General features: G+C 69.7%; 26 protein-coding genes and 1 tRNA gene. 6 read left to right on the plus strand and 21 right to left on the minus strand.

Going from position 1 to position 26,499, the window contains the following annotated elements:
- Positions 1 to 343: 343 nt before the first annotated feature.
- From GEV07_19780 to GEV07_19820, 9 genes are all read right to left on the minus strand, one after another.
- Positions 344 to 1,312, minus strand: a complete 969-nt coding sequence (locus GEV07_19780; GenBank protein MQA04857.1) for an Ldh family oxidoreductase — start codon at positions 1,310 to 1,312, stop codon at positions 344 to 346.
- 163 nt (positions 1,313 to 1,475) lie between these two features.
- The gene (locus GEV07_19785) at positions 1,476 to 2,447 is read right to left on the minus strand and encodes a phosphoglycerate dehydrogenase (protein ID MQA04858.1); all 972 of its coding nucleotides are present in this window, start codon (positions 2,445 to 2,447) and stop codon (positions 1,476 to 1,478) included.
- Positions 2,440 to 3,600: a D-galactarate dehydratase gene (locus GEV07_19790; protein ID MQA04859.1), complete on the minus strand. Its 1,161-nt coding sequence runs from the start codon at positions 3,598 to 3,600 to the stop codon at positions 2,440 to 2,442. The genes GEV07_19785 and GEV07_19790 overlap by 8 nt, the downstream gene beginning before the upstream one ends.
- Entirely contained in the window at positions 3,579 to 3,881 is a 303-nt protein-coding gene (locus GEV07_19795; protein MQA04860.1) for a hypothetical protein, read from the minus strand. The genes GEV07_19790 and GEV07_19795 overlap by 22 nt, the downstream gene beginning before the upstream one ends.
- A 185-nt stretch (positions 3,882 to 4,066) precedes the next feature.
- Complete coding sequence (locus tag GEV07_19800; GenBank protein MQA04861.1) at positions 4,067 to 4,804, minus strand: FCD domain-containing protein; 738 nt, start codon at positions 4,802 to 4,804, stop codon at positions 4,067 to 4,069.
- Positions 4,805 to 4,960: 156 nt separating this feature from the next.
- Entirely contained in the window at positions 4,961 to 6,256 is a 1,296-nt protein-coding gene (locus tag GEV07_19805) for an extracellular solute-binding protein (protein ID MQA04862.1), read from the minus strand.
- Between the two features lie 5 nt (positions 6,257 to 6,261).
- Positions 6,262 to 7,356, minus strand: a complete 1,095-nt coding sequence (locus GEV07_19810) for an alcohol dehydrogenase catalytic domain-containing protein (GenBank protein MQA04863.1) — start codon at positions 7,354 to 7,356, stop codon at positions 6,262 to 6,264.
- Positions 7,357 to 7,359: 3 nt separating this feature from the next.
- On the minus strand, positions 7,360 to 8,193 hold the full coding sequence (locus tag GEV07_19815) for an ABC transporter permease subunit (GenBank protein ID MQA04864.1): 834 nt from the start codon (positions 8,191 to 8,193) through the stop codon (positions 7,360 to 7,362).
- Positions 8,177 to 9,088 carry an ABC transporter permease subunit gene (locus tag GEV07_19820; protein MQA04865.1) on the minus strand — a complete coding sequence of 304 codons (912 nt, stop codon included), beginning with the start codon at positions 9,086 to 9,088 and terminating at the stop codon, positions 8,177 to 8,179. The genes GEV07_19815 and GEV07_19820 overlap by 17 nt, the downstream gene beginning before the upstream one ends.
- Before the next feature lie 165 nt (positions 9,089 to 9,253).
- Between GEV07_19820 and GEV07_19825 the strand changes: the two genes are divergently transcribed.
- The 6 genes from GEV07_19825 (at position 9,254) to GEV07_19850 (ending at position 15,998) form a co-directional block, all read left to right on the plus strand.
- The gene (locus GEV07_19825) at positions 9,254 to 10,159 is read left to right on the plus strand and encodes an AAA domain-containing protein (GenBank protein ID MQA04866.1); all 906 of its coding nucleotides are present in this window, start codon (positions 9,254 to 9,256) and stop codon (positions 10,157 to 10,159) included.
- A 79-nt stretch (positions 10,160 to 10,238) separates the two neighbouring features.
- Complete coding sequence (locus GEV07_19830) at positions 10,239 to 11,336, plus strand: VWA domain-containing protein (protein MQA04867.1); 1,098 nt, start codon at positions 10,239 to 10,241, stop codon at positions 11,334 to 11,336.
- Positions 11,337 to 11,444: 108 nt separating this feature from the next.
- A complete protein-coding gene (locus tag GEV07_19835; protein MQA04868.1) occupies positions 11,445 to 11,954 on the plus strand; it encodes a 2Fe-2S iron-sulfur cluster binding domain-containing protein in 510 nt (169 codons plus the stop codon).
- Positions 11,951 to 14,338: a molybdopterin-dependent oxidoreductase gene (locus GEV07_19840; GenBank protein MQA04869.1), complete on the plus strand. Its 2,388-nt coding sequence runs from the start codon at positions 11,951 to 11,953 to the stop codon at positions 14,336 to 14,338. The genes GEV07_19835 and GEV07_19840 overlap by 4 nt, the downstream gene beginning before the upstream one ends.
- Positions 14,335 to 15,183 carry a xanthine dehydrogenase family protein subunit M gene (locus tag GEV07_19845; protein ID MQA04870.1) on the plus strand — a complete coding sequence of 283 codons (849 nt, stop codon included), beginning with the start codon at positions 14,335 to 14,337 and terminating at the stop codon, positions 15,181 to 15,183. The genes GEV07_19840 and GEV07_19845 overlap by 4 nt, the downstream gene beginning before the upstream one ends.
- A 122-nt stretch (positions 15,184 to 15,305) precedes the next feature.
- Positions 15,306 to 15,998, plus strand: a complete 693-nt coding sequence (locus GEV07_19850; GenBank protein MQA04871.1) for a hypothetical protein — start codon at positions 15,306 to 15,308, stop codon at positions 15,996 to 15,998.
- Between the two features lie 150 nt (positions 15,999 to 16,148).
- Here the strand turns inward: GEV07_19850 and GEV07_19855 are convergent, their stop codons facing one another.
- The 12 genes from GEV07_19855 to GEV07_19910 form a co-directional block, all read right to left on the minus strand.
- Positions 16,149 to 16,397: a hypothetical protein gene (locus GEV07_19855; protein ID MQA04872.1), complete on the minus strand. Its 249-nt coding sequence runs from the start codon at positions 16,395 to 16,397 to the stop codon at positions 16,149 to 16,151.
- A 231-nt stretch (positions 16,398 to 16,628) separates the two neighbouring features.
- On the minus strand, positions 16,629 to 17,792 hold the full coding sequence (dgoD, locus tag GEV07_19860; GenBank protein MQA04873.1) for a galactonate dehydratase: 1,164 nt from the start codon (positions 17,790 to 17,792) through the stop codon (positions 16,629 to 16,631).
- Positions 17,793 to 17,812: 20 nt separating this feature from the next.
- Complete coding sequence (locus GEV07_19865) at positions 17,813 to 18,700, minus strand: hypothetical protein (GenBank protein ID MQA04874.1); 888 nt, start codon at positions 18,698 to 18,700, stop codon at positions 17,813 to 17,815.
- Positions 18,697 to 19,779 carry a sn-glycerol-3-phosphate ABC transporter ATP-binding protein UgpC gene (gene ugpC / locus GEV07_19870; GenBank protein MQA04875.1) on the minus strand — a complete coding sequence of 361 codons (1,083 nt, stop codon included), beginning with the start codon at positions 19,777 to 19,779 and terminating at the stop codon, positions 18,697 to 18,699. Before ugpC ends, GEV07_19865 begins: the two co-directional genes overlap by 4 nt.
- Positions 19,780 to 19,781: 2 nt before the next feature.
- Positions 19,782 to 20,612, minus strand: coding sequence for an SDR family oxidoreductase (locus tag GEV07_19875; GenBank protein MQA04876.1), 831 nt, complete (start codon positions 20,610 to 20,612; stop codon positions 19,782 to 19,784).
- A complete protein-coding gene (locus GEV07_19880) occupies positions 20,609 to 21,454 on the minus strand; it encodes an ABC transporter permease subunit (protein ID MQA04877.1) in 846 nt (281 codons plus the stop codon). The genes GEV07_19875 and GEV07_19880 overlap by 4 nt, the downstream gene beginning before the upstream one ends.
- Complete coding sequence (locus tag GEV07_19885) at positions 21,451 to 22,365, minus strand: ABC transporter permease subunit (protein ID MQA04878.1); 915 nt, start codon at positions 22,363 to 22,365, stop codon at positions 21,451 to 21,453. The genes GEV07_19880 and GEV07_19885 overlap by 4 nt, the downstream gene beginning before the upstream one ends.
- Complete coding sequence (locus tag GEV07_19890; protein ID MQA04879.1) at positions 22,362 to 23,654, minus strand: extracellular solute-binding protein; 1,293 nt, start codon at positions 23,652 to 23,654, stop codon at positions 22,362 to 22,364. The genes GEV07_19885 and GEV07_19890 overlap by 4 nt, the downstream gene beginning before the upstream one ends.
- Before the next feature lie 155 nt (positions 23,655 to 23,809).
- The gene (gene trxA / locus GEV07_19895; protein MQA04880.1) at positions 23,810 to 24,172 is read right to left on the minus strand and encodes a thioredoxin; all 363 of its coding nucleotides are present in this window, start codon (positions 24,170 to 24,172) and stop codon (positions 23,810 to 23,812) included.
- 748 nt (positions 24,173 to 24,920) lie between these two features.
- A tRNA-Val gene (locus GEV07_19900) sits at positions 24,921 to 24,992 on the minus strand.
- 37 nt (positions 24,993 to 25,029) lie between these two features.
- On the minus strand, positions 25,030 to 25,551 hold the full coding sequence (locus GEV07_19905; GenBank protein ID MQA04881.1) for a TIGR02611 family protein: 522 nt from the start codon (positions 25,549 to 25,551) through the stop codon (positions 25,030 to 25,032).
- Positions 25,552 to 25,613: 62 nt separating this feature from the next.
- Positions 25,614 to 26,438, minus strand: a complete 825-nt coding sequence (locus GEV07_19910) for a 4-amino-4-deoxychorismate lyase (GenBank protein MQA04882.1) — start codon at positions 26,436 to 26,438, stop codon at positions 25,614 to 25,616.
- Positions 26,439 to 26,499 lie beyond the last annotated feature (61 nt).

Consider the following 26,499-nt stretch of genomic DNA (forward strand, 5'->3'; position numbering starts at 1 on the left):
TCACGGGTGATCTCGCCGCGTAGGTAACGGAGCATGAGCGCGCGCTCCTCGGGCGTGAGTTCTTCGCCCTCGAACGCAAGGTCCGCCTCGACCTGGGCAAGCCGGTCTTCCGGCGTGCCCGCTGTGGGTCGGTCACAGTGTCACCTCCGGTCGGCCCCGTCATCCTAGGTGTCCGCGCCACGCCGTGGGGCCGTTCGCGAGGGGCCAGGCAACGGGAGCCGAGCCGCACTAGTATTGGAAGCTACCGGATGCCGCCCTGGGGACTGGGCACAGACGGTCACATTCGGTATAGTTGGGGACAAGGCCCACCTCTTCTCTCTCGGGGCGAGAAGAGGTGGCCTTCTTACGTCCAGGCGTCGTCGACTGTGACGCCGAGACGCTCCGCCCAGCTGGCCAGCTCCGTGCGTACGTCCGCGGCGATCTCCAGCGGCCGGTCGTCGGGCACGCCTGCCGGGTCGACCTTGCCGGCACCGGGAACGCGTCCGCCGGCGCCGGTGACCGAGTCGGCGAGCGCACGCAGCCGCTCGCCGGGGTCGCCTGTGGGGGAGACCAGCTGCGGGTCGAGGGCCAGCACCAGGTGCGCCACCCCCTGCGGTTCGGCCGCGCGGCTGGGGGCGAACATGTCTACGACGTCGCCGGAGAGGCCGCCGACCAGCCCGCCGCTGAGCGCCTCGACGGCGAAGGCGAGCGCGAACCCCTTGGCGCCGCCGAGCGGCGCGAGCATGCCGTGCAGTGCAGCGGTGGCGTCGGTGGTCGGGTTGCCGTCGGCGTCGACCGCCCAGCCCTCGGGCAGCTGCTCGCCGCCGCGGGCATGCGCGGCGATCTTGCCGCGCGCGACCGCGCTCGTGGCCAGGTCGATGATGGCGTGCGTGCCGTCGACGGGGAAGCCGAACGCGAGCGGGCTGGTCGAGAGCACCGGGCTGCTGCCCTGCCACGGCGGCATCACAGCAGGGCCGTTGGAGAAGACCACGCCGACGCGTCCCGCGCGGATCATCGGCAGCGTGTAGACGCCGAGCGCACCGCAGTGACCCGAGTTGCCGACGCTGGCCGCCGCGATGCCGTACTGCCCGGCGCGTTCGGTGGCGAGCTCCGCCGCCTCCCAGAGCTGGGCGTGCCCGAGCCCGCCGGCGCCGTCGAGGGCGAGCAGCGGGCCGGTGTCGCGCACGGCGTGCAGCTCGGCGCCGGCGGCGTAGCCGCCCTCGAGCAGCCGAGCGAGGTAGTACGGCAGCCGCATCAGGCCGTGTGAGCCGACGCCCCAGACGTCCGCGGTCACGATCGCCTCTGCGCACCGGTTGGCTTCGGTCTCCGGCATCTTCGCGGCGCGGAGCAACGCGGTGGTGAGGGCCTTCGCAGAGCCGACGGTCGTCACGAGGAGACCTTTCGCGTGAGCATCGTAGCGAGGACGGTGGCCGTGACACCTGAACGCAGCGCAGGTGAGCGAGGAGCGGAGCGCGTAAGGTCGACGGGTTGCACTGTCATGCGGTCCTGTCCCTCAGGTTGCGGTGTTCGCCCACCGGGTTCGGTGCCTCACCGTCGCCGAACAGCGCGCGGAGGTTGTCGGCGAGCGTGGTCACGATCTTCTCCTGGCTCTCCGCCGTGATCCCCGCGACGTGCGGTGTCAGCACCACGTTGTCCAGCTGGTGCAGGCGGTGCTGCTCGCCGGGTGGTTCCGTGCTCCGTACGTCGAGACCGGCGCCGAGCAGCCGGTTCCCGGCGAGCGCGTCGGCGAGCGCGTCCTCGTCGACCACCTCACCGCGTCCGACGTTGACGAGGATCGCATCCGGCTTCATGCTGCCGAGCAGCACTGCGTCGACGAGGTTCTTGGTCTGCTCGGTGGCCGGCACGTGCACGCTGAGCACGTCCGCCGCCTGCACGACCTCGTCGAGCGGGGCCATCCGGACACCGTCGACCTCGGTCGCGGTGACGTAGGGGTCGTACGCGACGACCTGCATGCCTAACCCGCGGGCGAGCGGCACCACGGCACGTGCGGTGGCGCCGAAGCCGAGCAGGCCCCAGACCCGGCCGTGGAACTCCCGGCCGGCGCGTCTGTCCCACTGGCCGCTGCGTACACCGCGGTCGAGCGGCAGCGTCTGCCGTGCCACGGCGAGGGCGAGCCCCAGGGTGTGCTCCGCGACGCTGATCGCGTTGACCCCGACAGGTGCCACCACGACGACGCCGAGCTCGTCGGCGGCGGTCAGGTCGATGTTGTCCAGGCCGACCCCGGCGCGCGCGATCACCCGCAGCGACGGGCAGGCGGTGAGCAGTGCCCGGTCGACCGTCGTGCGGTTGCGTACGACGAGCGCGCTGGAACCGTCGAGCGACTCGGTCAGCCGCTGCGGGTCCAGCCACCCGTCCTCGATGACGTGCAACGAGAGGTCGTGGGCCAGCTCTTCGAAAGCTGCCCCCCAGACCTTCTCGACGATGCTGACAGTGGCCGGTTCAAGCACTCGGGTAGAGCTTCGTGAAGACGTACTCGCGGTGCCCGAGCGACTCGGCGGACGTGAGCCGACCGTTGATCACCCGGTCGCAGATCTCCATCAGCTGGTCGCCCGCCTCGGTGAGGTCGCACTCCCTGCGCAGCAGGCCGGAGCAGTCGACGTCGATGTGCTCGGTCATCGTCTCCGCCGTGTTCGGGTTGGCGGTGATCTTGACGACCGGCTCGATCGGGTTACCGATGACGTTGCCCTGGCCGGTGGGGAAGAGGTGCAGTACGGCGCCCGCAGCGGCCATCAGCGTCACGCACTCCGCCGCGGCCGACGAAGTGTCCATGAAGTTGAGACCCTTACGCGTCGGTGCCACCGCTGGTTCGAGGGCGTCGACGACCGGCTTCGTGCCCGTCTTGGCGATGTTGCCCATCGCCTTCTCCTCGATGGTCGACAGGCCACCGGTGATGTTGCCCTGGGTGGGCTGTGAGCCGAGCAGGTTCGCGCCAGCACGCTCGACCATTTCGATGTACCGGTCGTAGATGTGCTGGAACTTGCCGCGCACCTCGTCGTCGACACAGCGCTCGGCGATGAAGTGCTCGCCGCCGGTGAGCTCCGTGGTCTCGCCGAACAGGACGGTGCCGCCGGCGTCCACCCAGCGGTTAACAGCCTCCGACGTCGTGGGGCAGGACCCCAGGCCGGTCGTCGGGTCAGACTCGCCGCACTTGATGGAGAGCATCAGCTCGTGCCGCTCGACCGGCTCCCTGTGCAGCTCGGCGGCGTCCTGCATGAACTGCTGTGCCGCGCGCGACCCTTGCTTGATCACTTCCAGGTCGCCGCGGCCCTCGATGGAGATCGCGAACACCGGCTTGCCGGTCTTCGCGATGCCCTCGGCGACCTTGTTGGTCCAGTTGGGCTCGATGCCGATGACCACGGCGGCGGCCACGTTCGGGTTGCACCCGGTGCCGATGAGCGTGCGGAAGGTGAGCTCGAGGTCCTCGCCGAACTGCAGCCGCCCGTACGCGTGGGGGAGTGCGAGGGCACCCGGTACGTTGTTCGCGATGTGCTCGGCGGCCGCGTTCGACAGGTCGTCGACCGGGAGGACGACGACGTGGTTACGGATGCCGACGGAGCCGTCGGGTCGGCGGTAGCCGGTCAGGCCACGCTGGTCTGCCATCTGGCGCTCCTCACGTTGTGGACGTGTACGTGCTGGCCGACGCCGACCGCCTTGGTGGCGAGGGCTACGCGCACGCCGTATTCGATGACGTCGGCACCGTCGGCGATGTCGACGAGAGCGAGCTTGTGGCCCAGCGAAACGGGTTCGAGCAACTCGACGTCGACCTGTCCGCCGCCGGCCAGGTAGCCGCCCCGGACGAGGCCGGGCGTGAGATTGCGAACGGCGACGCCGACACTGTCGCCCTCGCGGTGGATGAGAAAGTCTGGCGCTGTATCGGGCATCTGCACCTCCGAGGTCTGACCTCTTGCCAAGCTCTGACACTAGACGTCACCCCCGGGTCCGTCAACGGGAAGTGCGTCACACCGGCCCCGAGGCCGTCCCGCCAGGCTACGGCGCTGCGCAGCGAACCACCTGCGCCGGGGCTACGTTCGTGCGCAGGGCCGTCGGGCCAGCCGTGCGAGGGCTGCTAGGCCACCGCGCTCGGGCCGTCGGGGTTGGTGCGTTCCGCGGCTATTCGGTCCAGGGCGGCGCGGTGGGCGCTGCGGATGTGTACGCGGGCCGCCCGGCGGGCGCCGGCGGCGTCGCGGTCGCGGAGGGCGTCGATGATGCGGAGGTGCTGGACCTTCGACTTCTCCCGGCGGCCCGGGATGAGGAGTGTCGTCTGCATGCCGGACATGAGCATCTCGTGCAGGACGTGGCTGGTCTGGTGCAGGAACCGGTTCTCCGCGATGTCCGCGATGAGCAGGTGGAAGCCGGCGTCCAGGCGGGCGAGTCGTTCGAAGTCCTCCGGGTCGTCGTCGAAGGCTGCGTCGAGCTCGTCGAGCACCTCGGTGAGCTGGCCGATGTGCTCGGGGGCGATGTGCTCGGCCGCCCAGCCGGCCGCGGGGACCTCGAGCACCTCCCGCATGGCGAACAGCTCGTTGATGCTGATCTCCGCGCTGCCGAGGGCGGACCGCAGGGCCTGGGCAGACTTCGGCTCGGCGACGAAGACGCCCTGGCCGTGCTTGACCACGAGCCTGCCCTGGGCCTGCAGTACGCGCACCGCCTCCCGCAGCGACGGCCGGCTGGCGCCGAGCAGCTGCGCCATCTCGCGCTCGGACGGCAGCCGGTCGCCCGGTCGCAGCTGCTCGTTGGAGAGAAGCTCCTCGACCTGGGACACGATGCGCTGCGAGATGTTCCCCGACTGGTTCACCGGTTGCCACATGTGGCGCTACTCCTCTCCCGGTTTCCCGTTGCCCGCAGGCAGATGGAGTCCGGGCTACCGGTGCGGCGACTACGAGTAGAACGTGCTGGTCAGCCTAGCACTGGTCCGACCCCTGGTGAGTTGTCCAGCCGAAGCAGCGTCGGGACGGCCCTTCGGTCACTCTCCCTCGGCGACGAGTGGCGTGAGCCCCTCCTGGATCTCCGTGGCGGCCTGCTCCGGCGTCGACTTGCCGAGGATGACACTGTCGATCTGGTCACCGATCAGCCGCCTGGCCTTGTCCTGGTCGCGAGCGGGCGGGCCGACCTCGCCGGTACCGGTCTCGACGATCTCCTTGACCGACTCGACCCACTCCTTCTCGGCCGGCTTCTGGTGGAGGTCGAGGAAGCTCTTGTCCTCCCAGAGGTCGGTACGCGGCGGCGCGACGCCGTCCTTGGCCAGGGTCAGCATCATCTCAGGGGACGTCGCCCACTCGATGAACTTCCACGCGTTGCCCTTCTTCTGTGAGAACTTCGACATGCCGAGGTTCCAGGAGAGCAGGGTCGGGTGGCTGCCACCGGGGCCGGCGGGGATCGGCATCACGCCGAGCTTGTCACCGACCTTCGACTCCGACCCGACGACGCTGTCGAGCTCGTTGCTCGAGTCGATCATGAACGCGGCCTTGCCGGACGCCATCAGGCCGGCGTTCTGCACGGGGCCGTTGTTGACCACACCCTTGGGGCCGGCGTCTGAGGCGAGCGCGACGTACTTCTCGACCGCTTCGACCGCCTTAGGGTCGTCGAACGACGGCTTGCCGCCTTCGGTCCACTCCAGTCCCAGGTTGTGCAGGACGTTGCCGAACGTGTACGCGACGGTGGGGGAGAGCCCACGGGTCGCGGTCACGTACTTCCCGCCGGACTTGTCGTGGACCGTCTTGCCGGCCGCGATGAGCTCGTCGATCGACGTCGGCACCTCGACGTCGTACTTCTTCAACAGGTCCTTGCGGTAGAAGACCACCGGGCCCTCCACGTTGACGGGGATGCCGACGAGCTGCCCGTCCAGCCGGGAGGCGTCGAGCATGCTCTTCGTGAAGCCGTCGGCTTCGTAGTCGTCGGAGGACTTCTTGAGGTCGTCGTCGAGGTCCTCGAACAGGTTGGCGGCACGCCACTTGAACCCCTCGTTGGACGGCAGCACGTTGAACACGTCGAGGTCTGAGCTCTGCGAGGACAGGCTGACGAAGGTCTTGTCCCTGGCCTGCTCCTGCGCGTACTGCTGCAGGTTGACCTTGAGACCGGTCTCCTTCTCGAACTCGGGGACGTGCTCGCTGAGCGCTCTCGCCCAGGGTGTGTTGACGAGCACGACGTTGAGCTCCTTGGCGTCCTCCGCGGAACCGCCGGAACCGCAGGCCGTCGCCAGGAGTGCGCAGGTAGCGACGGCTGCGCCGACCGTACGCAGCGCGCGTACACGGTGGGACATGGGACTCACCCTCTGTCTTCGGTCAGTGGTTGATGCGTCGATGTGGCGTGTGCGTCGTCGAAGACGAGGCACACCTTCCCCGTGGTCTGGTCCGCCGCGAGGCGGTACGCGTGGTCGGCGGCGTCGAGCGGGAGCCGGTGCTCCACGACGATCTCGGGATGCAGGCCGTGCCTCGCGAGGACGTCCGCGCAGCGCGCCATGTTGGGTACCGAGGTGACCCAGGAGCCGGCGAGCGTGACCTCCTTGTGCAGCAGCTCCGCGGAGACGTCGAAGGTGACGTCGCCGCCTTCCCCGATGAACGCGCAGCGTCCCCAGGTTCGCAGCGAGCGCAGCGCGAGCCGGCGGCCGGCCGGCGACCCGGAGGCGTCCACGGCGACGTCGCAGCACTCCTGCGGTGTCTGCGCCGGCTCGACGACCTCGTCGAAGAGACCGACCTGCTCCGCCCAGGCCCGTCGCGACTCGTGCAGCTCGGCGCCGAGCACCCGGCGGGCGCCCATGGCGCGGGCGACCATGGCCGCGGCGAGGCCGACCGGCCCGAGGCCGACGACGAGCACCTCGTCGCGGCCGTCCACCCGTACCCGGTGCAGGCCCTCGAACGCCGTGCCGAACCCGCACCCGATCAGGCTGGCGTCGACGCCGGTGAACTCCGGCGGCGCCGGGATACAGGTCACGGCATCCGCGAGGACGAACGGCGCATGGCCGCCGTCGCGCTGGTTCCCGTACGCCCGGCGGTACGGCGACTCGCAGTGGATCATGTACCCGCTGCGGCAGACGGTGCACTGGCCACAGCCGGCGACGTGGTAGACGATGACCAGCTGGCCCTCGTCGAGCGCGCGCACACCGGACCCGACGGCTTCGACGATGCCTGCGAACTCGTGCCCGCCGATGCAGCCGGTGTACGTGCGGTCGCCGCGGTCGAGGTGGTACCGGTACGCGGTGCGCAGGTCGCTGCCGCAGATGGCGGACGCCGCCGTTCGCAGCAGCACCTGGCCGGCGTCTGGTGTCGGCACGTCGTGCCACCGAAGCGCGACCGTGGAGTCACCGGGGAACGTGGCGGCGAGCATCCGGCTGCCGTCGTCGTCAAGGAACGTGGTTGCCATCGGTCACTTCACCGCCCCACCGGCGAGCCCTCGTACGAGGAACCGCTGCGCGAACAGGGTCAAGAGCGTCGTCGGCGCCGCGATGATGACGGCGGCGGCCATCAGTCCGCCCCAGTCGTACTGGCCGATGCCGATGAAGTTGAAGGCGATGACCGTCATCGGCAACGTGTTCACGTTCGCCAGCGCGAGCGCGAAGAGGAAGTAGTTCCAGGAGAAGATGAACGAGATCACGCCCGCCACGGCGAGGCCGGGCTTCACCATCGGCAGCGCGATGACCCAGAAGGTCCTGCGCAGGTTACAGCCGTCGATCTCGGCGGCCTCCTGGATGGAGGTCGGGATGCCTTCGAAGAACGGCAGCAGCAGCCAGACGCACAGCGGCAGGGTGATGATGAGGTGCACGAGGATGAGCAGGATGTAGTTCAGCGGCACCGACTCGAGCGCGCCGAACTTGATCGCCACCACCCGCAGCGGGATGAGGAACAGCACCCCGGGCGCCATCCGGGCGACCAGGGTCACGAGCGAGAGCAGGCGCAGGCCGAGACGTGCGATGCAGTACGCGGCGCACGCGCCGGCGGCGAGGCCGATCAGTGTGGCACCGCCGGAGATCACGATGCTGTTCACCAGGTAGCGACCGAAGTCCATGTTCTGGAACAGCTTGACGTAGTTGTCGAACGTGGCAGCGGCCGTGAAGTCCGGCGGCGAGCTGGCGATCTGCCCGGAGCGGTGCAGGCTGCCCCAGAACATGAACGCGACCGGCCCGAGAAAGACCACCAGGATCACCACGTACGCGACGTACGTGCCGAGCATGCCGAGGGTGCGGCTACGACTCGAGTTCACTGCGCCTCCTCAGCCAGGTGAAGAGTCCGGCGAGCAGCAGCACGAGAGCGAACAGGGCCAGCTGCGCCGCGCTGCCCGGCGCGAGGCGGAGCTCCGCGAACGCATTGCGGTACGCGTAGATGTTCATCGTCGTCGAGGCATTGAGCGGGCCGCCCTGGGTCATGATGTAGCCGGTGTCGAAGTACCGCACCAGGTCGACCGTGCGCAGCAGCGCGACGACCGTCAGCACCGGGCGCAGCAGCGGCAGGCCGATGTGCCAGCCGGTCTGCCACCAGCGCGCGCCGTCGACCCTGGCGGCCTCGAACGGCTCGCTCGGCAGGTTCCTGATGCCCGCGTTGACGATCAGGGCGACCAGTGGCGTCCACTGCCAGATCTCGATGAGGATCAGCGACCAGACCACCTTGTCCGGATCGCCGAGCCAGTCCTGCCGCGGGATGCCGACTACCTCGAGCAGGTAGTTCAGGATGCCGAGCGACGGGTCGTAGAGCAGCAGCCAGACCAGTCCGACGACGACCGACGCCGTCAGCGACGGCACCAGGGTGAGCGTCTGCAGGATTCGGCCACCAGGGACGTGCCGGCTGAGCACGTAGCCGATGAGGGTGCCGAGGATGAGCTGAGGGATGAGCGAGCCGACGTAGATGAGCATCGTCACCCACACCGACGACCAGAAGACGGGGTCGGTGAAGACCGTGCGGAAGGTTTCCACGGTGAGCTGGTCGAACGCGATGTCGGTGGCGTCCGGGGGAGACAGCGCGAGGCCGGTGGCGTAGAGGATCGGGAAGACCACGAGCGCCAGCGAGATGATGACCGCGGGCAGGAGCAAGGCCCAGGACTCGCGCAGCCGGCGCCGTTCTGGCGTGTTCGCGGCCGGTCCGCGCGTCGTTGCTGCGGCCATCTGGGCGAGCCCCTCAACCCCGTGCTCACGAGTATGGTCAGACCTCTGTTGTCAAGGCACAATGCACGAAACTGCCTGTCGATGTCAACGGTCTGAGTTCGATTACCGCCGACCAGCGATAGGGTCACGGGAGAGCAGATGCGAATCTAGCGGGACGGTGGGACCGTGACGGAGTCACCGAAGGCGGAGTCGCCAAAAGAACTGACGGCCGCGCTGGCCGACACCGGCTACCTGGCCGACGAGGGGCTGGCGACGGCGGCGTGGCTGGCGTACCGGTTGCGGCGGCCGTTGTTCCTCGAAGGCGACGCGGGCGTGGGCAAGACCTCGCTTGCGGAGGCGGTCGCCACCGTGCTCGGTGCGCACCTCACCAGGCTGCAGTGCTACGAGGGACTCGACGCCAGCCAGGCGCTGTACGACTGGGACTTCCCGCGCCAGCTGCTGCACGTCAGGGCGATCGAGGCCGCGGCCAGCGTCAGCGGCGAGCAGGTCGACGCTGACGAACTCGAGGCGAGCCTGTACGACCGGAAGTTCCTCATCGCGCGCCCGTTGCTGCAGGCCATCGAACGTGCCCCGAGCGTGCTGCTGGTCGACGAGGTGGACCGTGCGGACGACGAGTTCGAGGCGTTCCTGCTCGAGGTGCTTTCCGAGTCGGCCATCTCGGTGCCGGAGCTCGGCCGGATCGAGGCTGCGCACCCGCCGGTGGTGGTGCTGACCTCGAACCGCACCCGGGAGGTGCACGACGCGCTGAAGCGCAGGTGCCTGTACCACTGGGTGGAACACCCGAGCTACGAGCGCGAGGTCGCCATCCTCCGCGCCCGGCTGCCGGACGTCACCGAGCGGCTCGCGGAGCAGGTCGCGCAGGCCACCAGGCGGCTGCGGGAGCTCGAGCTGGTCAAGCCGCCCGGTGTCGCGGAGGCGATCGACTGGGCCGGTGCACTGCACGCGCTCGGCGCCAGGGAGCTGCACCCCGACCTCGCGGCCGTGACGCTCGGCGCGGTGTTGAAGTACCGCGAGGACGGCGACCGGGTGAAGGAGTACTCGCTCGGCGCCCTCATCGGCGTGCCGGAATGACCGTGCACCCCGTCGACTTCCCGCGCTTCGTTCTCGCTGCCATGCGAACGCGGGAGGTCTCCTCGTGACCGAGAGCGGCCTGCGCGACGCCACCGAGGTGCTCCTCGGCTTCGCCCGGCTGCTGCGCCACGCGGGTGTGGACGCGTCGCCGGAACGCGTGCAGACGTTCCTCGAGGCCACCGACGAGGTCGACGTCACGGTGCCGCAGGAGGTCTACTGGGCCGGCCGGTTGACGCTCTGCGGTGAGCCGGACGACCTGCCCACGTACGACCGGGCGTTCGCCGCGTACTTCGGTGAGGACCCGCCTGAGCACGCCGGCCGCACCCGGCCGAGTACCCCGCGCACCACGTACCTGCTGCAGGCCGACGGCGAGCAGGCCGAGGGTGAGGAGACCGGCAGCGAGCAGGTCACCACGGCGAGCAGCACCGAGGTGCTCAGGCACCGCGACGTGACCCAGCTGTCCGCCGCGGAGCGGGCCGAGCTGCGCCGGCTGCTCACACTGGTCTGGCCGATCGCGCCCACCCGCGTCTCGCGGCGGCTGCGGCGCGCGCACCGCGGGCAGGTGGACGTGGCGCGGACGGTGCGCCGGATGCTGCGCACCGGCGGCGAGGTGGCCGTGCTCGCGCACCGCACGCAGGGGCGCAAGCCGCGGCGGCTGGTGCTGCTCGTCGACGTGTCCGGTTCGATGCGGCCGTACGCGGATGCGCTGCTGCGGTTCGCGCACGCTGCGGTGCGGCGGCGGCCGGCGAGCACCGAGGTGTTCACCGTCGGCACCAGGCTGACCAGGGTGAGCCACGAGCTGCAGCTGCGCGACCCGGACCAGGCGCTCGCCGCCAGCGCCGAGGCGATCCCCGACTGGAGTGGCGGCACCAGGCTCGGCGAGGCGCTGAAGGCGTTCCTCGACCGGTGGGGGCAGCGCGGCACCGCGCGGCAGGCCATCGTCGTAGTGTTCAGCGACGGCTGGGAGCGCGGCGACGCCACGTTGCTCGGCGAGCAGATGGGCCGGCTGTCCAGGCTCGCGCGTCGGGTGATCTGGGTGAACCCGCACAAGGGCCGCGTCGGGTTCGCACCGTTGACGGCGGGCATGGTGGCGGCGCTGCCGCACGTGGACGAGTTCGTCGCAGGGCACAGCCTCGCTGCGCTCGAGGAGCTGGTCGAGGCGATCCGGCAGCGCTGACGCGGTCGCCGAATTTCGATGACCATCTGAAATCTCCACCCTTGCATTTGCGGCCGTACGGGTCTTGACTCGGTGGTGATCAATGTGACCCACCGCACAGGAGGGGTTATGACCCGCATCAGCGTCACTGTCGACGGGGTTCGGTACGACGACGACGTCGAACCTCGAACGCTCTTGGTCCATCACCTACGCGAGCAGCTGGGCAAGGTCGGCACCGTGGTCGGCTGCGACACCAGCAACTGCGGCGCCTGTACCGTGCTGCTCGACGGCAAGGGTGTGAAGAGCTGTTCCGTGCTGGCCGTCCAAGCAGACGGCCGTGTGGTCACAACCGTCGAGGGCCTGGCGCCGACCGGCACCGACGGCGAGCTGCACCCGATGCAGCGGGCGTTCCACGAGAAGCACGCGCTCCAGTGCGGGTTCTGTACGCCAGGGATGATGATGGCCGCGTGCGACCTGCTCGCCGAGAACCCGGATCCCAGCGAGACGGAGATCAGGGAGGGTCTGGAAGGCAACCTCTGCCGGTGCACCGGATACCAGAACATCGTCAAAGCGGTGGAGTCGGCGGCCGCCGAGCTGCGCGGCCAGCGTGCCGGCTCGACGGAGGAGGTGCCGTCATGACAGCGGTGTCAGAGCGTCCGTCCGGTGAGGTCGGTGCCGCGAGGCTACGTAAGGAAGACGCGCGGCTGGTCACCGGCCAGACCCAGTGGACGGACAACATCGCGCTGCCGGGCATGCTGCACATGGCGATCCTGCGCAGCCCGATGGCACGTGCGCGCATCACCCGCGTCGACACGACCGCGGCCAGCCAGCAGCCCGGTGTGGTGGCCGCGCTCTCCGGCCAGGACCTCGCCGGCGAGCAGGGCAGCCTGCCGTGCGCGTGGCCGGTCACCCCGGACATGGTGCACCCGGACCACCCGGCACTCGCGGTCGACGAGGTGCGGTTCGCCGGCGAGGCGGTCGCCGTCGTCGTCGCACGCGACCGGGCGAGCGCCGTGGACGCGCTCGAAGCGATCGAGATCGACTACGACCCGCTGCCGGCCGTGATGGACATGGACGCCGCACTGGCCGACGGCAGCGACCTCGTGCACGGGAGCGCGGGGACGAACAAGTCGTTCACCTGGGTGCTCGACTCCGGTGAGGCGGGCACCGGCGGCGCGGTGGACAAGGCGCTCGCAGACGCCGAGGTCACCGTCAGCAGGCGCTACATCCAGCAGCGGCTGATCCCCGCGTTCATGGAGCCCCGCAGCGTCGTGGTGGACCCGACGGGCGGGCAGTTCACCATGTGGTCGGCGACCCAGATCCCGCACATCCTGCGGTTGATGCTCTCGCTGGTCACCGGCACGCCGGAACACAAGCTGCGGGTCGTCGCCCCGGACGTCGGCGGTGGGTTCGGCGGCAAGCTCCAGGTGACGCCAGAGGAGGTCATCGCCCTGCTCGCCGCGCGCCGGGTAGGCAAGCCGCTGAAGTACACGGAGACCAGGAGCGAGAGCCTGTCCGCCGCACACCACGGCAGGGACCAGATCCAGCAGCTCGACCTCTCCGCCCGCCGCGACGGCACGATCACCGGCTTCAAGGTGAACCTGATCGCGAACATGGGTGCGTACCTCGGCCTGGTGACGCCCGGCGTACCGATCCTCGGCGCGTTCATGTTCAACGCGATCTACAAGATCCCCGCGTACCGGTTCGAGTGCACCGGCGTGTTCACGAACACCGCGTGGACGGACGCGTACCGCGGCGCCGGCCGGCCGGAGGCGACGTTCGCCGTCGAGCGGATGATGGACGAGCTCGCCGCCGAGCTCGGCATGGACCCGATGGAGGTACGCAGGAAGAACTGGATCTCGCACGAGGAGTTCCCGTTCACCACGGTTGCCGGTCTCACCTACGACTCAGGCAACTACGAGGCGGCCACCGACAAGGCCATGCAGCTGTTCGGCTACGACGACCTGCGCAGGGAGCAGGACCAGCGCAGGGAGAACAACGACCCGGTGCAGCTCGGCATCGGCATCTCCACGTACACGGAGATGTGCGGCCTCGCGCCGTCGCGGGTACTCGGCAGCCTGTCGTACGGCGCCGGCGGCTGGGAGCACGCGAGCATCCGGATGCTGCCGTCCGGCAAGGTGGAAGTGGTCACCGGCTCGTCGCCGCACGGGCAGGGCCACGACACCGCGTGGAGCCAGATCGTCTCCGACCAGCTCGGGGTGCCGTTCGACGACGTCGAGGTGCTGCACGGCGACACCCGTACCGCGGTCAAGGGCATGGACACCTACGGCTCCAGGTCGCTGACCGTCGGCGGGGTCGCGGTGGTCAATGCCTGCGGGAAGGTCGTCGAGAAGGCCAAGAAGGTCGCCGCACACATGCTCGAGTGCAGCGTGGACGACGTCGAGTTCGGCGAGGGCTCGTTCCGGGTGAAGGGGAGCCCAGGCACCGAGAAGACCATCCAGGAGATCGCGCTCGCGACGTTCGCCGCGCACGACCTGCCGGACGGCATGGAGGCGAGCCTGGACTCCGACGCCACGTACGACCCGGAGAACTTCTCCTACCCGCACGGCACGCACCTGTGCGCGACCGAGGTGGACACCGAGACCGGTGAGGTGAAGATCAGGTCGTACGTCTGCGTGGACGACGTGGGCAAGGTCGTGAACCCGTTGATCGTGGACGGCCAGGTGCACGGCGGGCTCGCCCAGGGCATCGCGCAGGCCCTGTTCGAGGAGGCCATCTACGACGCGGACGGCAACCTGCAGACCGGCACGTTCGTCGACTACACGCCGCCGAGCGCGGCCGACCTGCCGTCGTTCGTGACCGAGCGGACGGAGACGCCGGCGACCACGAACCCGCTGGGCGTGAAGGGGGTCGGCGAGGCCGGCACCATCGCGTCCACGCCCGCGGTGGTGAACGCGGTCGTCGACGCGCTGCGGCCGATGGGCATCAACGACGTGCGGATGCCGTGCTCGCCGGAACGGGTGTGGCGCGCGATCCAGGACGCGAAGGGTGGTGCGGCATGATTCCCGCGACGTTCGACTACGTGCGCCCGTCCTCGGTGGACGAGGCCGTGTCGGCTCTGCGCGACGCCGGGGAGGACGCGAAGGTCCTCGGCGGCGGGCAGAGCCTGGTGCCGGTGCTGCGGTTCCGGCTGGCGGCGCCCACCGCGTTGATCGACCTCAACGGGGTCGAGGAGCTGCGCGGCGTGCGCGACGACGGCGACGCTCTCGTCATCGGCGCGATGACCACGCACCACGACATGGTCGCCGACGGGCTCGTCCAGGAGCACGCGCCGCTGCTTGCGGCCGCGGCGGAGACCGTGGGGGACCGGCAGGTGCGCAACCTCGGCACCCTCGGCGGCTCGCTGGCGCACGCGGACCCTGCCGGTGACCTGCCGGCGGTCGCCCTCGCGCTGGACGCCGAGATGACCGTCGCCGGCCCCAGCGGCCGGCGTACGGTGCCGGCGAGCGAGTTCTTCGTCGACTACCTCACCACGGTGCTCGAGCCGGACGAAGTGCTCACGGCCGTGCGGGTACCGAAGCTGCCCGGCTGGGGCGTGCGGTACGAGAAGTTCCACCGCACGGCGCAGGCATGGGCCATCGTGGGGGTCGCGGCCGCGGTGCGGCGCAGCAACGGGTCGGTCGCCGAGGCCAAGGTGGCGCTGACGAACATGGGCTCGGTGCCGGTGCGGTGCACGGCCGTCGAGGAGGCACTCGCAGGTTCATCGGCCGTCGGTCTCGGCGACGCCGCCGACCTGGCCAGCGAGGGGACCAGCCCGAGTGCCGACCTGAACGCGTCGGTGGAGTACCGACAGCACCTGGCTCGGGTGCTCACGAGGAGGGCGGTGCAGGCCGCGGCAGGGATGTGATGGCCTTCACCTGCCGCCACGGTTTGACCTGGTAGGTTCGCGGGGTATCCGTGGCGCTAGACATCGGGATCGGTGCCCGACGCCTACCGTCGGGCACCAGATCTTCTGGAGGGTGGAAGTCGATGGAGCTCGAACACGAGTTCGCGGTGCCCGTTTCCGTGGCCGAGGCGTGGCAGGTCCTGCTCGATGTCGAGCGGATCGGACCGTGCATGCCGGGTGCCACCGTGCTCGACGTCCGCGGTGACGAGTTCACCGGCACCGTGAAGGTCAAGGTCGGCCCGATCTCCATGACGTACGCGGGCGAGGCGCGCTTCGCGGAGAAGGACGAGGCCGCGCGCCGGGTCGTGATCGAGGCGGCGGGCAAGGAGAACCGCGGTTCCGGCACGGCGAAGGCGTCCGTCACGGCGACGCTCGAACCGGCCGACGGCGGCTCGAGCACCGCGGTGAAGGTGCTCACCGACCTCACCGTCACCGGGCGGCCGGCGCAGTTCGGCCGCGGCATGCTGCAGGACGTCGGCGGCAAGCTGATCGGCCAGTTCGCCGACAACCTCGCGGCGGAGCTGCAGGAGGACGACAAGGCCGGCGCCGCTGCGCCGGCGGCCACCTCCGGGGAGTCCGAGCCCTCGCCGGCGAGCACCCCGCAGGCGATGTACGACGAGGCCGGCCAGCGGCCGTCCGCCGAGGCGCTCGACCTGCTCGAGGTGACCGGCCTGTCCGGCGCCATGTCGCGGTACCGGGTGCCGCTGCTCGCCGGCGGTGCCGCCGTCGGCGCGGCGCTGGTGTGGTTCCTCGTCCGGCGCAAGCGCAGCCGGTAGCCGGGCCGCGGCCGGGCTCGATCACGGCGGCGACACTGAAGCGACCGTGACCAAGCCCGCACCATCAGGAGGGCTGACGTCTCGTTGTCGATCTTCGGGAAGTCGTCGTCGGCGATGTCGGGCGATGCGCACGACTCCCGAGGTGGGTGGTCAGTCCAGCGTTACGATCAGCAGCGCGACGACCATGAGGATCGCCAGCAGGATGGCGAGGCCGACGCTGACGAAGCCGGTGGCGATGGCGGCTCTCGCCCGCTTCCGCGCGCTGATGCCGAGGCCGGCGGCCGTCGCGCCGATGGCGAAGCTGAGGAACGCGCCTGCCGAGGTGATCATCCCGCCGCGCAGCACGAGACCGACCAGGGCGGCCAGCACACCGCCGATGCCGAGCAGCAGCCCGGTCAACGCGAGACCCTGCCGGAGTCGACGGCACCCGGGCCCGGCGGCATCGGCGGTGGCCCGTACGCCGCCGGCGGCTGTTGCTGCGGTGGTGGCGGCGGAGTGTACTGCCCCTGCGGATAGCCGGGGCCGCTGTGCTGGGGTGGGAACCCGCTGGACAACCTGTGTCTCCCGTCGTGACGCGTGCCAGGGTGCCTGCCCGGGCAGGTCTCCCGGACGGCGTCCGACCTCAGCGTCTCACCACTCGGCGTAGCGGCCGTCCGCGGTGCGCCAGTTCGGGTCCGGCAGCTGCCACGCCCCGCCGCGGTCCCGCACGACCTGCTCGTCGACGTCGATGCCGAGCCCAGGCCCGCTCGGCGGGCGCAGCTGCCCGCCCTGCGGGGTGAGCGGCGCCGGGTCGACGAGGTAGTCGTGCATCTCCGCCGGCGGCAGGCCGGCATAACCGCGGTTGTAGTGCAGGCCGAGGCTCTGCTCCTGGATGACCACGTTGCCGGCGCAGAGGTCCACCTGCAGCGACGCGGCGAGCGACACCGGCCCGTTCGGGCAGTGCGGCGCGACGGCCACGTCGTACGCCTCCGCGAGCCGGCAGATCTTCTCCAGCTCGAACAGCCCGGTGAACGAGACGTCCGGCTGCACCACGTCGACCACCCGGTGCTCGAGCAGGCGGGCGAACTCGGCGCGCGACGTGAGCCGCTCGCCGGTGGCGATCGGCGTGCGACGCGCCACCCGCGCGACCTCGGCGAGCGTGTCCTCGTGCCCGGGCGCGAGCGGCTCCTCCACCCACATCAGGTCGAACTGGTCGAGCTCGGCCAGCAACGCCCTGGCCATCGCGCGGTGGGCGCGGCCGTGGAAGTCCACCGCCACCCGCAGCGTCGAGCCGAACGCATCGCGCAGCGCGGCGACCCGTGCCACCACCGCGTCGACCTTGGCGTGGTCGTCGAGGTAGTCGAGCTCGGCGGTGGCGTTCATCTTCACCGCGCCGAACCCCTGCTCGACACGCGCCTTCGCCTGGTCGACGACGTCGTCCGGCCGGTCGCCGCCGATCCACGCGTACAGCGGCACCGTGTCGCGTACCAGGCCGCCGAGGAACTCGTGTACGGGCAGCCCGCAGGCGCGGCCCTTGACGTCCCACAGCGCCTGCTCGATCGCCGCGCTCGCGGTTGCGAGCACCGGGCCGTCGCGGAAGAAGCCGTCGCGCCGCATCCGCTGCCACAGGTCCTCGACCCTGGCGGCGGGCTCGCCGACCAGGTTGGCGGCGAGGTCCGCGACGGCTCCGACGACGGCGTTCGCGCGTTTCGGCACGATCGCCTCACCCCAGCCGTCGACGCCGTCGTCGGTGGCGACCCGTACGAGGATCCAGCGCGGCGGCACCCGGAACGACTCGATCGCGGCGATACGCATGCCGGAGAGGTCCATCGCGGTCAGGAGACGCCGGCGGCGGTCAGTTCCCGGACGAGCTCCTCGCGCAGCACGGCGGGCAGCGGTGCGGCGGGTGCCGCGAGGTACGGCTGGATCACGTCGAGGTGGGCGAGTGCCGCCTTCCACGCCGCCGGCAGGTTACCGACCCGGCAGATATGGATGACCCGCCTGAGGTCGCGTTCGAGCTGGCTGGCCTTCTCGATGTCGCCGTCCTGCACGGCGCGGTAGATGCCGGCGGGCAGCTGCGGCACCAGGTTCGCACTGGCGGCGATGGTGCCGACGCCGCCGGCGAGCAGGCAGGCGATGAAGAACGTGTCCGAGCCGGTGATGACGGAGAAGTCGCTGTTCTCGGTCCTGCCGGCGAGCTCCTGGAAGTACTCGATGTCGCGACTGGAGTCCTTTATGCCGACGATGTTCGGGTGCTCGGCGAGCTCGGCCACGACGGTCGGCGCGAACTTGACCTTGGTGAACACCGGGATGTTGTAGAGCACGAGCGGCAGGGCCGCGCGGTCGGCCAGGTCGAGGTACAGCCGGCGGGCCTCCTCGTCGGAGAGCGGGTAGTAGTACGGCGGCGCGACGAGGGCACCGGACGCGCCCTGGTCGGCCTGCTGCGCGAGCTCCTCGGCACCTTCGGCGATCGAGGTGAGCGGCAGGCCGGGGATCACCGGCGTCGTCTCGGGCACGAGCTTCCGTACCAGACGGGTCATCTCCAGCCGCTGTGCACGCGACAGCCTGGCACCTTCGCCGGTCGAGCCGGTGGGACTGATCCCCGTGACACCACCGTCGAGCACCCGGCGCAGCAGCCGGTCGAGGGCCGCCTCGTCGATGTTCGCGTTCTCGTCCAGCGGGGTCAGGAGGGCGACGGTAGCGCCGTCTAGTGTGCAGCTCATCGGTAGGCGATCCCTGTGTCGACGTCGAAGACATGGAAGCGGCCGGCGGGAACGGTGAACGTCACCGTCGCCTCCGGTTCGACCTTATCCTCACGTGGCAACCTGGCGGTGACGAGCTGACCGGCGACGTCGACCACCACGTGCTGCTCCGAGCCGAGCGGCTCCACGATGCTGACCCTGCCGGTGACCGTCGAGCCGTCCGGCTGGTCGCGGTCGAGCCGCAGGTGCTCCGGCCTGATCCCGGCGACGAACGAGCTCGTGTCCGCGGGCAGCGCTGCGGCCTGCTCGTCGGTCAGCGCAAGCGACACCTGGTCGCTGCGGAGAGCGGACGCCTGCGGGTCGCGTTCGACCTCGAGGAACCCCATCGCGGGAGTGCCGATGAAGCCAGCGACGAAGCGGTTGACAGGCCGGTCGTACAACTCGTCCGGGGTGCCGACCTGCTGGATCTCGCCGTGGTTCATCACGGCGATCCGGTCGCCCATCGTCATGGCCTCGATCTGGTCGTGGGTGACGTAGACGGCGGTCGCGGTGACGGCGCGGTGCACGCTGAGGATCTCCGCGCGCATCTGCACTCGCAGGTGCGCGTCCAGGTTGGACAACGGCTCGTCGAGCAGGAAGACGGCCGGGTCGCGGACGATCGCACGGCCCAGCGCGACGCGTTGCCGCTGACCACCGGAGAGCTGTTTCGGCTTGCGGTCGAGCAGCGCGTCGATGCCGAGCAGCTTCGCCGTCGCCCGCACCTTCTCCTCGATGGCCTCCCGGGTGAGCTTGCGCCTGCGCAGGCCGAACGCCATGTTGCCGTAGACGGACATGTGCGGGTAGAGCCCGTAGTTCTGGAACACCATGGCGATGTCGCGGTCGCCGACGTCCAGGTCGTCGACCTGCGACTCGCCGAACCAGGTCTCGCCTGCGGTGGCCTCCTCCAGACCGGCGATGATGCGCAGCAGCGTGGTCTTGCCTGAGCCGGACGGCCCGACGAGCACGAGGAACTCGTGGTCGTCGATCTCCAGGTCACACCGCGCCAACGCGGTGACCTCACCGAATCGCTTCTCTACTCCGCGCAGCGAGATGGGCGCCATCGTCAGTCCTTGCCGTGAGGTGCCGGTTGCCTGTCGGCCAGCAGTGGGTCGGGTTGCCGGCTCAGCCGGCGGCCGCCGTCGACCTCCCAGAGGGCGCCGGTGACGTACGCGGCGTCGTCGGAGGCGAGGTACGCGACGACGCCCGCGACCTCGTCCGGGGTGCCGAGCCGGCCGACGAGGTTCGGTGCCGGCGCCGACGCGGCGGCCGAGGTGGCGGCCGTGTGGGCGAACTCCTCGGTGAGGCCGGGGGAGCCGATCATGCCGGGCACGACCGCGTTCACCCTGATACCGGTGTGCGCGAGCTCGACGGCCAGCGCCCGGGTGAGCGCGGCGATCCCGCCCTTGCTCGCGACGTACGCGATGTGGGCGGGCAGCGGCAGCTCCGCCTGCAGGCTCGCGAGGTTGACGATCACCCCTGCGCCCCTGCGCCCCATGTCGAGCGCGGCGTCCTTGCTGAGGAACGCGGTCGCCGTGAGGTTGGTGTCGATGACCGTCGCCCAGTCGTCCTCGTCCAGCGCGGCGAGCTCCAGCCGGGCACCGAGCGCCGCGGCGTTGTTCACCAGGACGTCCACGCGACCGAGCGCCGCCGCGACGTCCGGTACGAGACCGGCACGTGCAGCTCGGTCGGCCAGGTCGACCGTACGTACCTGCGCCTCGGTGCCGTACGCGGCCAGCTCGGCGGCGACGGTCGCTGCACTATCGGCGTCCCTGTCCACGACGACGACGGTCGCCCCGTCCGCGGCCAGCTGGTGCGCGATGGCACGGCCGATGCCGGCGGCGGCGCCGGTGACCACGGCGACCCGGTCGTGGAACCTCGGTGTGGGCGTGCTCATGTGCCTGCCAGTGCTCCTGCCGTCATGCCCCGCACCATGGACCGCTGTACGGCGAAGAACGCGATGATCAGCGGGATGCTGGTGATGCAGGCCGCCGCCATCATGCCGCCCCAGTCGGTCTTGAACTGCCCGGTGAAGCTCTGCAGCAAGCCCGGCGGCAGGGTGAGCTTGGTGTTCGTGCTCATCAGCGTCAGCGGGTAGAGCAGGTTGTTCCAGGCGTTCATGAAGACGAAGACCATCGTGCTGACCAGTCCGGGAATCGTCATGGGCACGACGACGCGGACGAGGATGCCGAACCGCGAGTAACCGTCGACCTTTGCAGCCTCCTCGATCTCCGTCGGGATCGCGTCGATGAAGCCCTTCATCATCCAGGCGGCGAAGGGGAGCGTGAACGAGGTGTAGCCGAGGATCAGGCCGAGGAACGTGTTGAGCAGGTGCAGCTTCAGCAGCAGCAGGTAGAGCGGGCCGATCAGCACCACGAGCGGCAGCATCTGCGTCGCGAGGACGAGCACGCTCACCGCGCCGCGCAGCCGGTACCGACCGCGGGAGAAGCTGTAGCCGGCCAGCGTGGCGATCGCGACCGACGCGACGGCCGCGATGAGCGACGTGACGATGCTGTTGACCAGGAAGTTGCTGAACGGCAGGGTGCCGCCGAACAGCTTCTCGTAGTTGGCGAGCCCGAACTCGTGCGGCCACAGCGTGGGGTTCTGCGCGGTGGCTTCCTGCGGGCTCTTGAACGACGTGGAGAGCATCCAGTAGACGGGCGCCAGCGTGATCACCAGGGCGATGGCGATGATGACGCCTGCGGGTGTCCGCCGTAGCAACCTGTTCGCAGTCTTCATGCGCGGTCCCCTCGCAAGGTGCGGACGAACAGGCCGGCGAGGAACAACAGCAGGACGAGCCAGATCACGCCGATCGCGGAGGCGTAGCCGAGGTCGTAGGTGGTGAACGCGAGCCGGTAGACGTAGATGAGCAGGGTGGTGGTGCTGTACGCAGGTCCGCCCTCGGTCATCGACCAGATCAACGGGAAGTTGTTGAAGTTCTGGATGGTCATGATGAGCGCGCCGACCAGAGCGGCCCCACGCAGGTAGGACAGCTTGATCTGCACGATCATCGACCACACGCTGGCCCGGTCGATGCGGGCCGCCTCGATGACCTCGGTCGGCACCGAGCCGAGTGCGGCGGTGAAGATCAGCAGGAAGAACGGTGCCTGCGACCAGATGTTCGCCGCGGTGACCGAGGCGAGCGCCCACTCGGGCGCCGTCAGCCACGGTACGGCGTCGGCGACGCCGACCCTGGCGAGCAGCGCGTTCAGGATGCCGCTGTCCTGGTCGAAGACGTAGCGGAACAGGAACGACACCACGATCACGGGGATCGCCCACGGCGTGAGCAACACACCGCGCAACCAGCGCCAGGCACCGCCGAGGTTCTCCGTGGCCAACGCCATGACGAGCCCGAGCATTCCGCCGCCGACGACCGAGCCGCCGGTGAAGATGACGGTGTTCTTCAGCGACTCCCAGAAGACCGGGTCGGTGGCCAGCTTGCTGTAGTTCTCGATGCCGTTGAACTCGGCGCCGGCCTCACCGGCGAGCAGGTTGTAGTCGAAGAACGAGACCCGGATCGCCTCGATGATCGGGTAGGCGATGACCACCGCGAGGATGACGATGGTCGGTATCGCCATCCAGTCCAGCCAGCGGCGCAGGCGGCGCCCGACTCCCGCTGGCCGGCGACGTACCGCGGTGCTCGCCGTCATCGAAGCGCGGACTCCACTTGCTTCTGCATCGACCCGGTGATGTCAGCGATCGGCTTGTCGGTCGTCATGGCGCTCTGCACGCCGGCCATCACCGGCGAGTACGCCTTGCCGTAACCGGGACCCCAGGCGGGCCTGCTCACCGTCGGGACGAGGTCGTCGCGGAACGCGTCGAATACGGGCGTGTCGGAGAGCTTCGCGGCGGCGCCACCGGGCTCCGCCACGGCCGGCACCGAGGAGCCCGTGGTCATGATGTACTTCATGCCCTCCTGCGAGGTGGACAGGTACTCCACGAACTTCCAGGCGGCTTCCTTGTTCTCGCTCGACTTCAGGACGGCGAGCTGGTGGTCGGTCGGCGCGGAGTACGCCTCACCCGCCGGGCCCTCAGGCAGCGTCGTCACACCCCAGGTCTTGTAGAACTCCTCGCTGCTCATCTTGGCGGTCTGCTCGACGACCGTCTGCAGGTAAGGGCCGTCCCACATGAAGGCGAGCTTGTTCTCGGCGGCGATCGGGCGGAAGTCGCCGATCTTCTTGTTGAGCTGCGTGTACTTGTTCTGCCCGACCGTGCGCATGAACTCGAGGTACTGCTCCATCCCGTCCGAGGACGCGGTGGCCTTCTTGTCGGTGAACGGCTCGCCGCCGAAGGTCTTCATGAACGACCAGCACGAGTCGAGGCCGAAGGACCGGTTCGTCGCGTCCATACCGATGGGGGTCACGCCAGGCAGCTTCTGCTTGACCGTCTTCATCGCGTCGAGCAGGTCGTCCATGGTGGCCGGCGGCTTGTTCGGGTCGAGGCCGGCCTGCTTCATGAGCTTCTTGTTGTACCAGAACCCGAACGGGGTGACCGTCCACGGCGCGGCGACCTGTTCGCCGCCGATCTGGCCCAGCTTCAACTCGGCCGGGATGATGGACTTGCGGTACTCGTCGCTCATGTGCTCGTCGAGCGGTTCGAGCAGGTTCGCCTCGGAGAGGCTGAAGAGGTCGTTGCCCGCGATCTGGGTGACGTCCGGTGCGTTCCCCGAGCGTGCTTCGAGCAGCACTTTGTGAGCTATGTCGGTGAAGGAGATCGCTTCCATCTTCACCTTGACGTCCGGGTTGTCCTTCTCGAACTTCTCCACCAGATCCTTGATGCCTGCCTGGGTCGCGTCCTCCGCGTAGGCCCAGTTGGCGAACGTGATGGTGGTCTTGCCGCCGGACTCGCCCGAACCGCCGCACGCGGCGGTCGACAGGACGAGCACGAGTCCGAGTGCGGCAGTGAGAGTGCGGAATCGCCGATGGCTGGTCGTTGGCATGTGGCGCTCCCCGACACGGGCTGTAGCACGAGTAAGTGGTCAGTGACCTGACCTCTGCCCAAGGATCATGCCTGCGGTGTCTAGGGGTGTCAACAGCGAACATGACGAAGCGCCCGCCGGCTTGTTTTCGGCAGGCGCTTCGAGGGGAAGCTGGGTCAGCTGGCTTGCTTGGCCACCTCGTCGTGGACCTGTTGCATGTCGAGGTCGCGCGTCTTCTGGATGAGCTCCTCCAGGCTCTGCTCCGGCAGCGCTCCCGGCCTCGCGTACACGATGACTCCGTCGCGGATGATCATCAGGGTCGGGATGGAGCGGATGTCGTGCGCCTGGGCGAGCGCGATCTCGGCATCGGTGTCGACCTTGCCGAACGTGATGTCCGGGTGTCGTTCTGACGCCCGCTCGAACACCGGCCCGAAGGCGCGGCACGGACCGCACCAGGCGGCCCAGAAGTCGACGAGCACGATCTCGTTGTCGTCGACGACATCGCTGAAGTTGGCTTCGGTCAGCTCGGTCGTTGCCACCTCAAGTCCTTCTCTCGGTTCTCGTAGTCCCCGTTGCTCTATCTGGAACGTCGCCTCGGAGCGCGAAATTCCACCGACAGCGGGGAGGGGAGAGGCTTGGGACGAAGGTCCTCGGGCAGAAGAAACCTCCCGCCGAGTCCCGGGGGGTTGACTCGGCGGGAGGCCACGAGCCGGCGCGGTACCGCAGCCTGCGCTCGCCATGAAGAACGACCGAGTACGGCAGAGGTAACGCAGCCCCACGACTTTCTCTCCCCAACCAGACGCCCGGTCGACGAGAGGCGCCCTGCCGGGCGTAGGGCGGTATGCGGCACCGGAGCCGTGTCGTGTCGTCGCAGGTCAACGGCAGGGCGGCCGGTGACGGGCAAGACCCGTGCGCTGCATCGGGCCGGCCGCCAGGCCACGCCCGACCCGGCACAAGGGGGACGTAGTACCGAGTGTGGCGCTCGTCACCCCCGGTGTACCCAGGCCCAGCCCAGCCGCCCACCCGCCGGGGTCTTGGTGCGGCCGCCGAGCGAAGCGAAGGCACCCAAAGCTTCGGTGCCACGATGCGCTGTCCCCGCGCAGCCGGTGGCGAGCGAAGCGAAGCCAAGGACTCCAGGTACGTGCCGAGCGAAGCGAAGGCACCCCCAGGGGAAGTCGGTTCCACCAGGTCCAGGGAACGTGGGGGTCCGGGGGCTCGGCCCCCGGGAAGATACTCCGGCTCACCGCGAAATCGAGCAACGCGAGATGAGTAGGGGAGGCCAGCGCGTGGGCGATGCTGGGATCGAACCAGCGACCTCCTCGGTGTGAACGAGGCGCTCTTCCACTGAGCCAATCGCCCGCTGAGTGCTAACTGTAGCCAGGGGGTGCGGAGGTGGTCATACCGGGTGCCAGAGGTTGGGGAGCAGGGACGCGACCCAGGGCAGCTTGTCCGCGATGTCCGCGTTCCAGGGCAGGGTGAGCCCGAAGAGGGTGACGTAGCCAGTGCAGACGGCGATGACGGCGACACCTGCGAGGACGGTGAGGATCTGGTTGCGGCGGCGCACCTTCGGGTGCATCGCCTTGTCCTTGGCCGCCTTCGCGGCGCGCTGGGCGCGGCGCAGGACGTGGCGGGCCCAGACGAACTCGCTGGCGAGGATCGCGAAGCCGAGGACGATGCCGAGCCAGCCGGGGCCCGGCGTGAGGAGCATGACCAGCCCGGTGAGGACGACGGCGACTCCGACGGTGAAGACGGTGACGCGCCAGGTCGTGTTGAGCACCTTGTTGCGGCGGATGCGCGCGCGGAGCCGTTCGGCGGCTGCGCCAATGCGGCGGCGCAGCGGTCGATCGGCCACGTCGTCGTCGGCGGCGTCGTCGACCTGGGCGTCCTCGATGGACGGTTCCGTGCGTTGGCTGCCCATGTCCGTTGGAACGACCGGTGAGTCGTCAGGGTTTCGTTCGCGCATGCGCTGCTGGGCCGAGGTCAAGGGTCGGCCTGCTCAGCGGCGTGTGCCTGGAACACTTCCATAGCCTTCTGGGTCACCGGTCCTGGTGCCGCCACGAGCACGTTGCCGTCCACGGCCCGGATCGGTTGGACGTCCCTGGTGGTGCCGCTGAGGAACGCCTCGTCCGCGTCCGTGAGCGAGCTGAGCGGCACGTCCTTCTCGGTGGCGCCGACCCACTCGACGACCAGGGCGCGGGTGACGCCGGCCAGCGGGCCGGCGGCGAGCGGGGGAGTGATCAGCTCGCCGTCGATGACCACGAAGACGTTGCTGCCCGTGCCTTCGCAGAGGTTGCCGGCGAGGTTGCCGAAGATGGCCTCGGCGCCGCCGCGTTCCTTGGCGTACGCGAGGGCCAGCACGTTCTCCGCGTACGACGTGCTCTTGACGCCGGCGAGTGCGCCGCGCTCGTTGCGTGGCCACGGCACGGTGACCACGTCGACGGTGGGCGTCGGGAGCGGCTGCGGGGCGAGTGCGACGAGCAGCGTCGGGCCGTCGTCGCCGCGCTCCGAGCCCAGCGGTGCGACTCCGCCGGTGTAGGTCACCCGGAGCCGGCCGAGCTCGGCCACCGGGTTGGCTTCGACGACGGCTTCGCAGGCCCGGCGGGTCAGGTCGAGGTCGGGTTCTGGCAGCCCGATGGCGGCGGCCGACCTGGCCAGCCGCTGCAGGTGCCTGGTCAGCGCGAACGAACCGCTGCCGGTCACTTTGACCGTCTCGAAGACCCCGTCACCCACGGTCAGCCCGTGGTCGAAGGCGGACAGCTGCGCGTCCGCGGCGTCGACGAGCCCTGTGTTGACCCAGACCTGCACGAGACCTCCCCTTTGAACGGCCGGTACGGGACAGCCTAAACGGTCGGCCGGCCGCGGTGAG

The sequence above is a fragment of the Streptosporangiales bacterium genome (assembly GCA_009379825.1).
Lineage (GTDB): Bacteria > Actinomycetota > Actinomycetes > Streptosporangiales > WHST01 > WHST01.